Origin of the sequence: Acetobacterium sp. KB-1 (assembly GCF_003260995.1) — a bacterium.
GTDB classification, from domain to species: Bacteria; Bacillota; Clostridia; order Eubacteriales; family Eubacteriaceae; genus Acetobacterium; species Acetobacterium carbinolicum.
On record NZ_CP030040.1, the window covers coordinates 1,525,531 to 1,540,695 of the forward strand.

General features: G+C 42.9%; 13 protein-coding genes and 1 other annotated feature (1 of these 14 only partly in view). Of the genes, 3 read left to right on the forward strand and 10 right to left on the reverse strand.

Going from position 1 to position 15,165, the window contains the following annotated elements:
- Window positions 1–197: a binding site (T-box leader), on the forward strand (it extends 19 nt beyond the left edge of the window).
- Window positions 198–260: 63 nt separating this feature from the next.
- Window positions 261–1,655 carry a glycine--tRNA ligase gene (locus DOZ58_RS07040; protein WP_111887663.1) on the forward strand — a complete coding sequence of 465 codons (1,395 nt, stop codon included), beginning with the start codon at window positions 261–263 and terminating at the stop codon, window positions 1,653–1,655.
- Between the two features lie 310 nt (window positions 1,656–1,965).
- Here the strand turns inward: DOZ58_RS07040 and DOZ58_RS07045 are convergent, their stop codons facing one another.
- From DOZ58_RS07045 to uvrC, 6 genes are all read right to left on the reverse strand, one after another.
- Complete coding sequence (locus DOZ58_RS07045; protein ID WP_111887664.1) at window positions 1,966–2,355, reverse strand: 4Fe-4S binding protein; 390 nt, start codon at window positions 2,353–2,355, stop codon at window positions 1,966–1,968.
- A 267-nt stretch (window positions 2,356–2,622) separates the two neighbouring features.
- On the reverse strand, window positions 2,623–3,693 hold the full coding sequence (prfA, locus tag DOZ58_RS07050; RefSeq protein ID WP_111887665.1) for a peptide chain release factor 1: 1,071 nt from the start codon (window positions 3,691–3,693) through the stop codon (window positions 2,623–2,625).
- Window positions 3,694–3,753: 60 nt separating this feature from the next.
- Window positions 3,754–4,629: a DegV family protein gene (locus DOZ58_RS07055; protein WP_111887666.1), complete on the reverse strand. Its 876-nt coding sequence runs from the start codon at window positions 4,627–4,629 to the stop codon at window positions 3,754–3,756.
- A gap of 48 nt (window positions 4,630–4,677) precedes the next feature.
- Complete coding sequence (locus DOZ58_RS07060; protein WP_111887667.1) at window positions 4,678–5,445, reverse strand: phosphatase; 768 nt, start codon at window positions 5,443–5,445, stop codon at window positions 4,678–4,680.
- A 58-nt stretch (window positions 5,446–5,503) separates the two neighbouring features.
- Window positions 5,504–6,457, reverse strand: a complete 954-nt coding sequence (hprK, locus tag DOZ58_RS07065; RefSeq protein ID WP_242988629.1) for an HPr(Ser) kinase/phosphatase — start codon at window positions 6,455–6,457, stop codon at window positions 5,504–5,506.
- Window positions 6,458–6,544: 87 nt separating this feature from the next.
- Window positions 6,545–8,383, reverse strand: a complete 1,839-nt coding sequence (uvrC, locus tag DOZ58_RS07070) for an excinuclease ABC subunit UvrC (RefSeq protein ID WP_111887669.1) — start codon at window positions 8,381–8,383, stop codon at window positions 6,545–6,547.
- A 118-nt stretch (window positions 8,384–8,501) separates the two neighbouring features.
- On the opposite strand from uvrC, the gene DOZ58_RS07075 reads away from it, so the two are divergent.
- Together DOZ58_RS07075 and DOZ58_RS07080 are read left to right on the forward strand one after the other, a co-directional pair.
- Entirely contained in the window at window positions 8,502–8,750 is a 249-nt protein-coding gene (locus DOZ58_RS07075) for a hypothetical protein (protein WP_111887670.1), read from the forward strand.
- Between the two features lie 306 nt (window positions 8,751–9,056).
- Window positions 9,057–9,257 carry a cold-shock protein gene (locus DOZ58_RS07080; RefSeq protein WP_014356887.1) on the forward strand — a complete coding sequence of 67 codons (201 nt, stop codon included), beginning with the start codon at window positions 9,057–9,059 and terminating at the stop codon, window positions 9,255–9,257.
- Between the two features lie 73 nt (window positions 9,258–9,330).
- Here the strand turns inward: DOZ58_RS07080 and DOZ58_RS07085 are convergent, their stop codons facing one another.
- The 4 genes from DOZ58_RS07085 to uvrA form a co-directional block, all read right to left on the reverse strand.
- Entirely contained in the window at window positions 9,331–9,510 is a 180-nt protein-coding gene (locus tag DOZ58_RS07085; RefSeq protein WP_111887671.1) for a FeoB-associated Cys-rich membrane protein, read from the reverse strand.
- Window positions 9,511–9,563: 53 nt separating this feature from the next.
- The gene (gene feoB, locus DOZ58_RS07090) at window positions 9,564–11,585 is read right to left on the reverse strand and encodes a ferrous iron transport protein B (protein ID WP_111887672.1); all 2,022 of its coding nucleotides are present in this window, start codon (window positions 11,583–11,585) and stop codon (window positions 9,564–9,566) included.
- A gap of 86 nt (window positions 11,586–11,671) precedes the next feature.
- Complete coding sequence (locus DOZ58_RS07095) at window positions 11,672–11,896, reverse strand: ferrous iron transport protein A (protein ID WP_111887673.1); 225 nt, start codon at window positions 11,894–11,896, stop codon at window positions 11,672–11,674.
- Between the two features lie 454 nt (window positions 11,897–12,350).
- Entirely contained in the window at window positions 12,351–15,158 is a 2,808-nt protein-coding gene (gene uvrA, locus DOZ58_RS07100; protein ID WP_111887674.1) for an excinuclease ABC subunit UvrA, read from the reverse strand.
- Window positions 15,159–15,165: the final 7 nt, after the last annotated feature.

Here is a 15,165-nt window from a genome sequence, read left to right on the forward strand (position 1 = left end):
AATAATCAGAGGGCCAATGGTTTAAAAGCGAGCAGATGATGGTGTAAGATCTGTAATCAAACCCTATGAGTGGCACTTTTTGAGCTGCAACCACTGCTTTCGATTAAGTGGTTGACGTGAAAATCGTTATAAGAGTAAGGTGGTTTGCCAGCAGTGGCAAGCAACTTGGGTGGAACCGCGGTTATACCGTCCCTTGTTTTAATGCAAGGGGCGGTTTTTTTAGTTTAGATACTAAAAATTTAATTAAGCAGGAGGAAAAAATGTCAGAATTTACAATGGCTGAAATTGTCAGTCTCGCAAAAATGAGGGGAATTGTCTTCCCCGGTTCAGAAATTTATGATGGTCTTGCCAACAGTTGGGATTACGGCCCACTCGGCGTTGAAATGAAAAATAATGTTAAAAAGGCCTGGTGGAAAAAATTCGTTCAGGAATCACCTTTTAATGTGGGTCTGGATGCCGCTATCCTAATGAACCCTAAAACCTGGGTCGCCTCCGGACACGTGGGTGGCTTTAACGATCCGTTGATGGATTGCAAAGCCTGTCAGTCGCGCTTCCGGGCCGATAAGCTGATTGCCGATTACTACTTTGAAAAAGGCGAAGATGTGATCGTCGATGCCTGGTCAAATGACGAGATGAAGGCTTTTATCGAGGAACATCAGATTGCCTGTCCCGAATGTGGAAAAATGGATTTTACCGATATCCGCCAGTTTAATCTGATGTTTAAAACCTTTCAGGGTGTCAATGAAGATACCGCCAGCGAAATCTTCCTGCGGCCAGAAACTGCCCAGGGTATTTTTGTCAATTTTAAAAATGTTCAGCGCACCACCCGTAAAAAAATACCATTTGGGATTGCCCAGGTCGGTAAATCCTTTCGTAATGAGATTACGCCGGGGAACTTCATTTTCCGAATCCGGGAATTTGAACAAATGGAACTGGAATTTTTCTGCGCCCCTGGCACGGATTTGGAATGGTTTGACTACTGGAAAGCTTTCTGTAAAAAATGGCTGTTCGACCTGGGTATGAAGGACGAAAATATCCGTTTCCGGGATCATGATCAGGAAGAACTATCCCATTACAGTAATGCCACCACCGATGTGGAATTCCGCTTTCCTTTTGGCTGGGGCGAGCTTTGGGGGATTGCTGACCGTACCGATTTCGACTTAACCCAGCACCAGAATCACTCCGGGAAAGACATGAAATATACCGACCCGGTTACCAACGAAAAATATATCCCGTATTGTATCGAGCCCTCCTTAGGTGCCGACCGGGTTTTTCTGGCCTTCCTTTGCAATGCCATGGAAAAAGAAACCATTACCAATGGTGACAAAGTTGAAGAACGAAATGTGATGCGGATTCATCCCTTCCTTTCGGCATACAAGGCCGCAGTTTTACCACTGTCTAAAAAGTTAAGCGACAAGGCCGGAGAACTTTTCACCCTGTTGTCTAAACACTTTATGATTGAATATGATGAAGCGGGTAGCATTGGCAAGCGTTACCGCCGCCAGGACGAAATCGGCACACCGTTCTGCGTCACTGTAGATTTTGACACCCTGGAAGACGAATGTGTCACCCTAAGAGACCGCGATACCATGGACCAGGTTCGGGTTCCTATTGCTGAGGTCGTTGATTATATTGCTAAGCGGATTGATTTTTAATTTGCTAATTAAGTAGTACCGACAATTATTACATCATGTTGTTTGCATCGGAGCGGACATGGCGATAGCCTGCGTGGAGGCAACGAGCCAATCACAAGCAGGCTTGTAGTTGGCGACTGCCCACGACTGATAAGAAATTTTTAATTTCTTATCAGTGTCCGATTCCGCAGCAAACAACAGATTAATAATTGATCGGTACGGAGTTTCCAGTACGCCTATCCAAAATTCATTATCATAACAAAAAAACCGCCCCCGTTCGAAACCCGTTCGAACAGGGGCAGTTTTTAAGTGATAAATTTTTAAAGACGACTTAGGCTTCTTTGATCGCCAATACGTTCTGTGGACATGCTTCAACACAGATTCCACATGAAATACATTTTGATGGAACATCCCGGTCTTCTGATTTAACCAGCACTCCGAATGGACATGCTTCGACACATTTACCGCAGTTTACACATAGTTTTTTACTAATCATAAAGACGCCTTTGGCATTTTTTGTGATTGCACCGGCTTCACATACTTTTGCACATTTACCACATTGTACACATACCAATGTTTTTAAACTGCCATCATCTTTTGTGGTAATTTTAACACATGACAATTCTGAAACAGGTTCCTTGTAAAATGCGGTTGAACATGCTAGTTCACATGTCAAACAGTTAACACATGCGGCCTGATCTGCTACGATTACTTTTTTCATTGTTACTCCTCCTTAAGGACAATTTGATCAGATGATCAAATTTTTGTTTAAATTTTAACAACTGATTTTTATTCTACTTTTAAAGCCGATAATTGTCAACATAATACGGAATTTTTACAGCTACTTCTCACCCATCCCCCACAATAAAGCCAACCCTGATACTATTTCTTAGTACCCTGCTGGAATTCTTTCTAAATACGGTTAAATTTTTATCCATTATTTCCTGACATTAAAAAAGCTCTCCAGAATTGGAAAGCTCTTTCGCGTTTAAGAATGTTGTTTAAGTTTTTCGGCCTGGTCACTGGTGACCAGGGCATTGATCATTTCATCGATGTCACCATCCAGGAAAGCTTCCAGTTGATAAACAGTCATGTTGATGCGGTGATCAGAAATACGCCCCTGGGGGAAATTGTAGGTCCGGATACGCTCACTGCGGTCCCCGGTACCAACCTGACTTTTGCGGTTTTCGGCAATTTCACTTTGCTGTTTTTGCTGTTCGATTTCGTAAAGCCTGGCCTTTAATATTTTTAACGCCTTGTCTTTATTTTTAAGCTGCGACTTCTCATCCTGACAGGTCACCACCATCCCGGTGGGGATATGGGTAATTCGAACCGCGGAATCGGTGGTGTTAACACTTTGGCCACCATTACCGGATGATCGGTACACGTCAACCCTCAGGTCATTCGCACCAATTTCAATTTCAACATCCTCGGCTTCCGGCAAGACTGCTACCGTGGCGGTTGAGGTATGGATCCGTCCGCCTGATTCAGTACTGGGGATTCGCTGTACCCGATGAACGCCGCTTTCATATTTCAGACGACTGTAAACCCCGTTGCCTTCAATCGAAAAAATGATTTCCTTAATCCCCCCGATATCGGGTATACTGGAACTCATAATTTCACTTTTCCAACCCTGACGTTCGGCATAACGGGTCAACATTCGAAAGAGATCGCCAGCGAATAAGGCCGCCTCACTGCCGCCGGCACCAGCCCGAATTTCGACAATAACATTTTTGTCATCATTAACATCTTTGGGCAACAGTAAAATTCTTAATTCTTCTTCCTGTTCGATCTTCTTTTTTGTTAATTCCTCCAGTTCCGCCTCAGCCATTTCTTTAAAATCTTTTTCCAATTCTTTATCGGCCAGCATTTCTTTAGTATCATCAATGGCTGATAAGGTCTCTGAGAACTGATTGTATTTTTGAATGATCGGTTCAATGTGGGACTGTTCTTTCATCAGCTTTCGCCACTGATTTTGATCCCCAATGATCTCGGGGTCGCTAATCTTTTCGTTTAAATCAGCATATTTTTGGGCTAAAAAATCTAACTTATCTAACATAATACTCCTTAATTTTTTTTAATTAGTAATTCGAATTTGTTTATATCTGCCTTGCAATGATTAAAACTGATACGCTTCTTTCCATTCGTCAAAGAAAAAAACAGCCAGCGTTCCGGGTCCGGAGTGGGTTAAAACAGTTGGCCCTAATGGCACGATTTTAAACCGCTTGATATTTAATCGCTTACCCGCCATTTTTACAAATAGCTCCACCAGCTCTGGATTATCGGCATGGCTAATACCAATCACTTGCTTCTCAAGCTGATCACCGTTTGTTTCCAGGTAATCCACCATTTTCTTAACCAGTTTTTTTTCGCCTCTGACCTTATCAATCTGTTGAAGTTCACCACTTTTGTTTACGTCAAGCAACGGATTGATATGCAGCATATTTCCGATGATGGCGGTCCCCTTATTTAATCGGCCACCCCGATACAGGTATTGAAGGTCAGTCACCGTGAAAACATGTTTGACATGATCAATATGATAGCTGATTTGTTTGATCAGCGTCTCCATGTCACAGCCTGCTGCAGCGACTCTGGCGGCACCATAGACAATATGCCCCAGTCCATAGCAGACAGCTTTGGTATCAACAACTTCAAAGACCGCATCGGGATATTTTTCTCTTAAATCCCGTTTCGCCAGCGCGGCAGCCTGATAGGTTCCCGACAGTCCACTGGAAAAAGCCAGATAAATAAAAGGTTTATTTTCTAAGATTAAGTCTTCAAACCGTTTATAAAAATCCCCGTAAGGAATCTGAGACGTTTTATAACGTGTACCCTGTCGCATATTCTCACAAACTTCTTCAGATGATATATCAATACCGTCACGATAGGTTTTTTCATTTTCGACTACATAAACTGGCATGATTTCAATATTAAATTCTTGCTGATCCGTTTTTTCTATATCACAGGCAGAATCGGTTATGATCTTTATCGTCATTTTTCTGTCCTTTCCTACTTGATTTTAAGAAACTCATTTTATCACAGTTTAGTCATTTTTCAAAAACAATTCTTGGGCATAATCGCGAGGATCAGCAAACAACACCCTTCCCTTGCTTTCGAGATAATTAATTAACCGATTGTAATCCAGGTTGATAATCAATTCGTCGGGGAAATCAATCGCATCCAAAACCTGATCAACGTAGGGGAAATCACCAATATCGGTCGCAAAGTGGGTATCACTGCCAATGATAATCGGTATTTCCAGTTCTTTACAGCGATTGGCAATCCATTCGCAGTTGGGTTTTGAACCTCTTCTAATAAAGAAAGAACCGTTATTTATTTCAATCAGGGTGTTGTTTTTTTTGGCATCCTGAAGGATGGCTTCATAATCCAGCTCATAGGTGGGATTCCCCAAATGACAGATAAAGTCAATATCGGGATTGGCAATAGCCCCCAGGACGGCGCTGGTATTGACAGATTTTGTCTGCGGTTTAAAGGTCGGAGTGTGGAGCGATGCCGAAATGATTTCCAGAGATTTAATAAAATCCATCGGGATATCGGTATTTCCGTCGGCGTCCATGATGTTGCTCTCGATTCCTTTGAGGACTCTGACATTGTTTATTTTTCCGGGAATCACCCGATAATTAGCAAAGAACAAAGGCGTTGGTGCTCCCGGTAAAGCCGGACCATGTTCGGTGATGCAGATCATCTCCAAATTCTTTTTTGCGGCGGCATCAACTAACTCCTGGATAGTATTGTAGGCATGTCCGCAGGCAATGGTATGGGTGTGGGCATCTAAAACGTAATTTCTCATGTTATTTTCTCCTTCTCAATTGACGATTCGTCAACGCTCAAACATCTAGCCGATTTGATTAATCCTGTTTTTTCTGTAGCTCCCGTTTTTGTGTGTCGAGATCATTCTGGTGAGCGACACGGTCGCAAAAGACCTGGGCTGAGTGATAACCATACTGTTTGGTACGATTGTTGATCGCCGCCGTTTCGATGATGCAGGCCAAATTTCTGCCGCCTGAAACGGGGATCATCACTTCCGGAATTTCGACCCCCAAGATATCCAGCGTTTGTTCATCAAGACCCAGGCGATCATAGGGTGATCGTTCATCCCAATTTTCCAGACGGATGACCATGTCAATTTCAACATCTCTTTTAACGGCTCTGGCACCATAAAGGGTTTTAACGTCTATGATACCAATTCCCCGAATTTCCATAAAATGTTCGAGCAGTACCGGGGCTGTTCCCATTAAATGACCGTCTCGGATCCGTTTCACCTCAACCACATCATCCGCGATGAGACAATGACCACGCTTGACAATTTCTAATGCCGTTTCACTTTTGCCAATGCCACTGGGCCCGGTAATCAACACACCGACTCCAAAAACCTCAACTAATACCCCGTGCAAACTGATCCGTGGTGCCGACAGCTGATCAATATAGTTAACCAGATCATAAAACAATGTGGTTGTATTTTCCTTACTTTTTAACAGGGTCCGTCCGTATTTCCTGGCCGCATCTTCAAACAGATGAGTCTCCTCCAAATCCCAACATACAATAAAACAGGGAAATTCATAGGAAAAAAAATCGTCGATCTTTTTCTCGCGAACCTCAGGATCCAGATCCAGCAGATAGGAAACTTCCACCTTACCAATCACCTGCACCCGATTCGAATCAAAATGCTCATAGTACCCATGAAGCTGTAATCCCGGACGATTGATCCCACTGTTGACCAGGTTCAAATCCGCTGACTGATAATAAATTTTTTCAAGTTTGATATCTTTACAAAAATCGTCTAAATTTACTTTCCCATTCATTCTTTTGTTATCTCTTTTCATTGATTTACTACTAATTAGTTTACTCAAGTTATTCTACCTCAAAGTTTCCGTTGTTAAAAGTTTTTTTCACGACTTGTTGCGAAAATGTTCAAATACGGCCTGGGCCGTTTTAATCTGCATCCCGGGGACTGACTGTAGTTCTTCGATGGTAGCTTTTTTGATTTTATCCACTTGGCCAAAGTGAGCCATTAAGGCTTCGCGACGTTTTTTTCCGACGCCGGGGATTTCCTCAAGCTGGGAGACCAGCATTTCTTTTTTTCTTAAAATCTGATGATAGCCCAGGGTATAACGATGGACCTCTTCCGAAATTTCGGATAGAAAAACCCCGAGTGGGGTCGCTTTTTTGATTGGATATTCGGTACCTTGATGAAAAATCCCCCGCAGCCGATGGTGATCATCTTTGACCAATCCACACACCTCAATCGCAACGGTTGGATACAAAGAAACAATACTCTGTGCCGCATTCACGTGACCGACACCGCCATCGATCATCATCACTTCCGGTAATGGCAAGAAATTATTGCCTTCCGGAGCTTTCATGGCCCGTTCCATCCGTCTGAAGATCATTTCTTGCATGCTGGCATAATCGTTCTGACCTTCCACCGATTTAATTTTAAAGCGACGACAGGCTTTCCGATTTAGTTTACCCTCGTCAAAAACCACCATTCCGCCAACGTTATTGGTGCCGCTGATATTAGAAATATCATAAGCCTCAATCCGAACGGGACGCTGCGCCAATCCCAATAAATCCTGTAATCCATCCAAACGGCTTTTGGAGCGGATCTCTTTTTCTCGTTTTTCCATTAATTTCTGTTTAAGTGCCAGGTCAGCGTTATCGGTCACCATTTCCAGCATTTTTATTTTTTGTCCCCGCTTTGGTGCGTGAACCTCAATTTTTTTACCAGCCAGATCCCCCAGCCATTCTTCAATAACTTTTTTATCTTCCAATGGCTCTTTTAAAATAATCTCCCGGGGAATAAACCCGCAGCTGGCATAATACTGTTTAACAAAACTTTCTTGCACTTCTCTTGAACTCACACCCTCAACTTCTTCAAGAAAGAAATGATCCCGCCCCATCAGCTTGCCTTCTCGTACATGAAAAACCTGGACACATCCCAATCCATCACTTTTGGCAAAACCGATAAAGTCCTGATCCTGTTTAGCACTGGAGCTGATTTTCTGCTTTTCAACGATATGCGCAATGCCGGAAATCTGATCGCGGTATTTAGCCGCTTCTTCATAATTCTGATTCATGGCGGCAACAGTCATTTTATCATTGATATTTTTAAGTAGATCGGGATGGCGGCCGTTTAAAATATCCAAAACTGACGCAATATCTTTGGCATACTTTTCTTTGGACACATTTCCCTGGCAGGGTGCCTGACACTGACCAATATGATAGTTAAGACAAGGCCGACCGGTCTTTTTTCCATAAGCAACCTGACGGTTGCAGGTTTTTAGCGGGTAAATCTTTAAAATAGCTTCAATGGTATTTTTTACTGCATAGGAGCTGGTAAACGGACCAAAGTACTTGGCGCCGTCTTTTTTATATTCCCGGGTCATCAGTAGCCGCGGATATTCTTCCTGAACGGTCAGCCGTATCCAGGGATAGCTTTTATCATCTTTTAGTAAAATATTATAGCGCGGATGATGCGTCTTAATCAGATTACATTCTAAAATCAGCGCTTCCATTTCCGAATCGGTTACAATCGTCTCAATTGTTTCGATATGAGATACCAAAACCACCGTTTTAGCGGTTAACTGACTGGCACTATGAAAATACTGCCGTACCCGATTGCGCAGATTAATGGCTTTACCCACATAAATAATCTCGCTATTTTTGTTTCTCATGATATAGACCCCGGGGTTTTGGGGCAGATCTTTTAATTTTTCTTTATCATACATACTGGTCAACCTTAAATAAATATTTTTTTGGAATTTTTTGTTTATTCGCCACCTAATTTTGGTATAATAATAATACTTTTTTAAACATCAGATTATTATACAGAAAGGAAGTGTTACCATGTTTGAAAAAATAACTACAGATGGTCATAACACCCTGATTTCTTTCGGCAATTTTGAAGTGAAGATTGTTCCGAAAATTTATGGTGGATTTACTCTGACAAAATCAATTAAAGACAACCCCTTTAAAATCATCGAAATACGTGAGATAAGACTTCCGCTTTCGGAGAAGGAAGTCCTAAAGGAAGCTAAAGAGCTATTAAAACGAAAATATGAGTCCATTGATTTCAACAATTATTGTACCACATAAACCTTGAGTTCAGCTTTTTTTGATCCATCTCAACCCCGATCCCTGAGATGGATCTATTTTGGCTTTGTGTTTAGCCTGTTATCCCTAAGCGGTTGTAATAATGCCGATCTTTTCTTTAAACTATTTAAAGTGTTTTTTAAATAATTTGACATCTACCCTTGCTGGGTGTATAATGAAATGGAATTAAAGTGTATTTATTGATTTCACATATTTTTGCAAGTCATTTTTACGTTTAGATGATTTGCAAAAATATGTGTTTTTTGTTTTTGCATCACGATTTATAATAATATCTAGGAGGTACCTAAAATGAATAATGGTACAGTAAAATGGTTTAACGAGGAAAAAGGATTTGGTTTTATTTCAGTCGATGGCGGCGAAGATGTATTTGTACACTTCTCAGCAATTATTGCTGATGGTCGTAAAAACCTTGTTGAAGGACAACGCGTAACTTTTGATACCGAAAAAACGGACCGTGGCTTACAGGCGACAAACGTTTTTATTGCATAATTAAGTCTTTTTTAAAGCCCCACCAGCTTTGCTGGTGGGGCTTTTTGGCTACCGTACCGACAATTATCTACTATCAATTGTTTTTTTTATGATCTTCCACTGGCGCTTTATTGCTGACATGGCAGCCCGGGCAGTTGTCACCGCCTTTGCAGCCTTCACAGGAAAAATCGCCTGATTTCATTTTTCTTACTTTCTTAAATATAACATAGCCTGCCGCACCTAAAATTAATGCTGCCAGAATCCAGGTAATCATCTTTTTTCCTTCTTTCTTCTATATATAATGCATTGAATATAATCGGTTGAATTTCAACCCACAATCCGACTGCCAACTTGATAAATCACAAAGGCAACCCCATAAGCCAAACCAATTTGATAAACCAGGGCGAATATAAAATCCCGCCAGTTTCCCAATTCCTTTTTCATCGTGGCAATGGCTGCCATACAAGGTGATGCCAATAAAATAAAGACGACAAAACTATAGGCAGATACCGGGGTAAAAACCTGACTGATGGCAACGGTGAAACTGCCATCCTGTCCCGATAAAAGAACACTCATGGTGCTGATAATCATTTCTTTGGCTGTAACACCCGTCAGTAAAGCCACGGAAGCTACCCAATTGCCAAAACCTAAGGGCACAAAAATTGGAGCGATAATTTTGCCAAACATCGCTAAAATACTTTCGTCTGGCGTTTGGGTCATCTGAAAGCTTAGATCAAAGCTTTGTAAAAACCACAGTACCACCGATGCTGCAAAGATAATAGTGCCGGCCCGAACGATAAATTCTTTCGTCCGTTGCCAGACCTGAGTCGCTGTATTTTTGAGCTTTGGCAATCGTAATGGCGGAATTTCCAGTAGGTAACCGGAATCAGCACCCTTAAACCAGGTTTTTGAAAGCACAAATCCTGAGGTGAAAACCACGGTTAAGCTGACCAGATAGAGTGAAAAAACCAGCACTGTCTGATACTGCGCGAAAAACACCGAAGCCATCAAGACATAAATTGGCATTTTGGCACCGCAGGAAATGAATGGCGTCAATACCGCCGTTAGCTTGCGTTCCCGTTCATTTTCCAGGGTCCGGGTCGCCATAATTCCGGGAACTGAACATCCCAACCCCACTACCATGGGAATAAATGATTTTCCCGATAACCCAAAATGTCTGAAAATCCGGTCCATAATAAAGGCAACCCTTGCCATATAGCCACTGTCTTCCAGAATCGAAATAAAAACAAAGAGCACCACCAGTTGGGGAATAAAGGTCAGTACCGCACCAACTCCGGTAATAATGCCATCATTAATAAGGGCGATGATCCAGCCCGCAGCACCAAGACTCCCCAAACCTCTTTCAACCGCAACCATCAACACATCATTGATAAACCACTCAATGCCACCGATGGTAATCTCCCCTACCAGAGTGATTGAGACATAATAGATAACAAACATAAAGAAAAAGAATATCGGTAGCGCTGCATACCGATTCATCAAGACTTTATCCAGTTTATCCTGAAATTGAATGGCATTATCTTTCGTCTTTTTAGTGGCCCTGGTGATCCCTTCGGTAATAAAGCGATATCGATAATCAGCAATCGCACTATCTACATCATGATGAGACACGGTCTCTATTTTTTTTCTGATGTCATCAATATCTTTTAACAAATCGATTTTTTCATGAATCTTTAGCAACACTTCTTCATCTTTTTCAATGAGTTTGATCGCCCGAAAAAGGTGGGGATAATCTGACAAAACGTCCGGATACTTACTTCCAATCAAACTATCAAATTCATTGAATAAGTCCCTTATCTCCGCGGGAAAAATCTCGGGAAAGTCTTTTAATTTTTTAATACCAACCGTTTTTTCAACCAGTTTGATCAATTCGTCAATGCCCGTTTCTTTTTGGGCCGATATTTCAATAAAAGGATAGCCAAAGATCTTTTCCATCTCTCCGACGTCAATTTCCACCCCGGTCTTTTTAACCACATCCATCATGTTTAAAGCGCCGACCATGGGACAATTCAGCTCCATCAGTTGGGTGCTTAAATAAAGATTTCGCTCGATATTGGAGGCGTCAATTATATTGATGATCAGATCCGGCCGTTCTTCCAACAAAAAATTACGGGACACAATCTCATCCATGGAATAAGGCGCCAGCGAATAAATACCCGGCAAATCCACTAAAGTAATCTCCTTATCGGTGTCTCTTAAGTCTCCTTCTTTTTTTTCAACCGTTACACCGGGCCAATTTCCGACATAGAGATTACTGCCCGTGAGACAATTAAAAAGTGTGGTCTTCCCTGAGTTAGGGTTGCCCACCAATGCGATCTTATATTTCATTTTTACTCCTCATTTCCATAGATGTCAGACTGTCCTGATGAATATTATAAACAACGAAACCACCTATACAGGTGGTTTCTGGTTTATTACTGAACCATTAAAATATTTTCAGCATCTTTTTTTCGGAGGCTGAGGGAATATCCCCTTAAACGAACTTCGATGGGATCCCCAAATGGCGCCGTTTTGTTAACTTCTATCTCTACACCTGGTGTTACACCCATATCCATAAGTTTACGTCGCATTAATCCTTCAACGGCGATCGAGCCAACGCAGGCTTTTTGGCCTGGTCTTAAATCTTTTAAAGTAAACATAAGCACACCTTCTATTCATATGGTTTAAATTCATAAATGGAATCTGCCAAAATTAGCTAATGATGACTGCGGTTGTTGAAAAACTCCCGTGCCAACCAATTGTTAATGATGACTTTCTTTTTTGTTAGTTTTATTATACTCTAATTGAAACTCATTGTCAATTAGAGACTAAAACTTTTTATGGCTTTAAGTTTTATTTAAACACATCAAAAAAGAAAGCTGAAATCTGCTTTCTTGACATATACGTTTTGGCTTAAAGAATTTTGCAAATTGACTGTAATTGTGCAGTGTGCAGGCGATCACGGATCGCCCCTACTTAATATCGGCAGAAAATACTGTACCGACTAATTGTTAATCGGTTGTTCGCCACAAGCTCGGACAGGCTATCGCCAGGTCTGCCTTGATGCGTACAACATGATGTAACAATGGTCGGTACTAGGTATCTTTTATTCTATCACTTTAAGATTTTCTTGAGATACTGGCCGGTGTAAGATTCAGGGACCTGGGCGATTTCTTCCGGGGTTCCAATGGCAATGATGGTGCCGCCGCCGTCGCCGCCTTCCGGACCCAGATCGATAATGTGGTCGGCCACCTTGATCATATCCAACTGGTGCTCAATGACAACTACCGTGCTGCCACTGTCAGCCAATCGCTGGATCACGGTAATCAGTTGATGGACATCGGCAATATGCAAACCGGTGGTCGGCTCGTCCAGTACATAGAGGGTTTTCCCGGTATTGCGTTTGCTTAATTCCGTCGCCAGTTTAACCCGTTGGGCTTCTCCCCCCGATAGCTGAGTTGAGGGCTGGCCCAGGCGCACATAACTGAGACCCACGTCGTATAAGGTTTGGAGCTTATCTTTGATTTTGGGAATATTGTTAAAAAATTCCAGGGCTTCTTCCACGGTCATCTCCAGTACATCGGCAATATTTTTGCCCTTGTATTTGACTTCCAGTGTTTCCCGATTATAGCGCTTGCCTCCACAGACCTCACAGGGAACATAGACATCTGGCAGAAAGTGCATTTCAATTTTGATGATCCCGTCGCCGCTGCATTTTTCGCAGCGACCACCCTTGACATTAAAACTAAACCGCCCCTTCTGATAACCTCTGGCTTTGGCTTCCGGGGTTTTGGCAAAAAGATCTCGAACCAGATCAAACACGCCGGTGTAGGTGGCCGGATTGGAGCGAGGGGTTCGGCCAATTGGAGACTGATCGATATCAATGACCTTGTCAATGAATTCGACACCCTGGATATGAGTATATTTCCCCGGTTTTCTCAAACTGCGGTAGAGCTTTTGAGAAATCCCCTTGTATAAAATTTCATTGATCAGGGTACTTTTCCCCGATCCGGAAACGCCGGTCACACAGATAAATTTTCCCAGTGGGAAATCAACATCCAGATTTTTTAAATTATTTTCCCGGGCACCAATAATTTTAATCGTGTCGCCAGTGCCTTCCCGTCGCTTTTCCGGGATTGGGATAAACCGCCGACCACTGAAATACTGACCGGTAACAGACTCGGGAACCGCCATGATTTCTTCCAAACTGCCCTGAGCAACGATTTCGCCGCCGTGAACCCCGGGACCGGGGCCAATATCGACAATATAATCAGCGGCTTCCATGGTTTCTTCGTCATGTTCGACCACAATCAGCGAATTTCCCAAATCGGTTAACCGCCGCAATGTTTCTAAGAGTCTTTGATTATCCCGTTGATGCAGTCCGATACTGGGTTCGTCCAGGACATAGAGAACCCCCACCAGACCCGAGCCAATCTGGGTGGCCAAGCGGATCCGTTGGGACTCACCGCCAGACAAGGTGCCGGCGTTCCGGGATAGGGTTAAATATTCCAGCCCGACATTTTTTAGAAAATTCAGCCGGGCATTTATTTCTCTAAAAATCGACTCACCAATTAGCATTTCCCGCTCGCTCATTTTCAGATTTTTGAAAAAATCAATCAACAGACCAATCGACATATCTGTGATTTCAATAATGTTGCGGTCATGAATGGTAACAGCCAGACTGCCAGGGTTTAGCCGCTTCCCGTGACAGGTAGGACAAGGTGTTTCTGACATATAGCGCTCAATTAGCGACCGCATCCGTTCGGAGGTGGTTTCCAGATAGCGCCGTTCCATATTTTTAATGAGCCCCTCAAAGGTTGAGCTATAGGTTCCCGAAAACTTGCCTTCATAGGCAATTTCTAACACCTCATCACTGCCGTATAAGAGGGCATGCAAAAATGCCTCACTGGCCTCTTCCAGCGGTGTCTCAATCGAAAACTGATGCTTTTCGGCCAGTGCCTTGATTAAATTATAATAGTATTTGGAATCACTTTTTAATCCAAAAAATTTGATCGCCCCACTCGAAATAGACAAGCTTTTATCGGGGATCAGTAAATCCGGATCGACTTCCTGATGAAAGCCCAAGCCATGGCAATCCGGACACATTCCAAAAGGATTATTAAAGGAAAAGGTGCGCGGTTCCAAGGCATCCATGGCAATGCCACAATCGGCACAGGCCAGTTTTTCACTGAAAAGCTCCTGTTCACCGCCGATCACATCACAAATGACCAGTCCACCGGAAAGTTTCAGGGCAATTTCTAATGAATCGGAGAGCCGTTTTCCGAGGTTATCCTTGGCGACCAGACGATCCACCACCACTTCGATGGTATGCTTCTTATTTTTATCCAGATTGATTTCGTCGGTGACTTCCATCGGCTCGCCATCGACAATGATCCGAACGAACCCTTCTTTTTTGATGTGATCAATGGTTTTTTTGTGCTGCCCCTTTTCCCGCCTAACAACTGGTGCCAGGATCTGGAATTTTGTTTTTTCCGGAAGGGTCATGATCCGATCAACAATCTGATCGACGGACTGGGATTCCACCACTTTTCCGCATTTGGGGCAATGGGGAATCCCAATCCGGGCGTAGAGCAACCGCAGATAATCATAAATCTCGGTAACTGTGCCAACGGTGGAGCGGGGATTACGATTGGTCGTTTTCTGGTCAATCGATATCGCCGGAGACAAACCGTCAATGCTCTCCACATTGGGTTTTTGAGACTGGCCCAAAAACTGCCGGGCATAGGAGGAGAGGGACTCCATGTAACGGCGCTGTCCTTCGGCGTAAATCGTATCAAAGGCCAGCGACGACTTCCCCGATCCGCTGAGCCCAGTAAAGACGACGAGCTGATCCCGGGGGATTTTTAGGTTTATGTTTTTTAAATTGTGCTCCTTAGCACCTTTTATTTCGATGTACTTCATGTTTCTC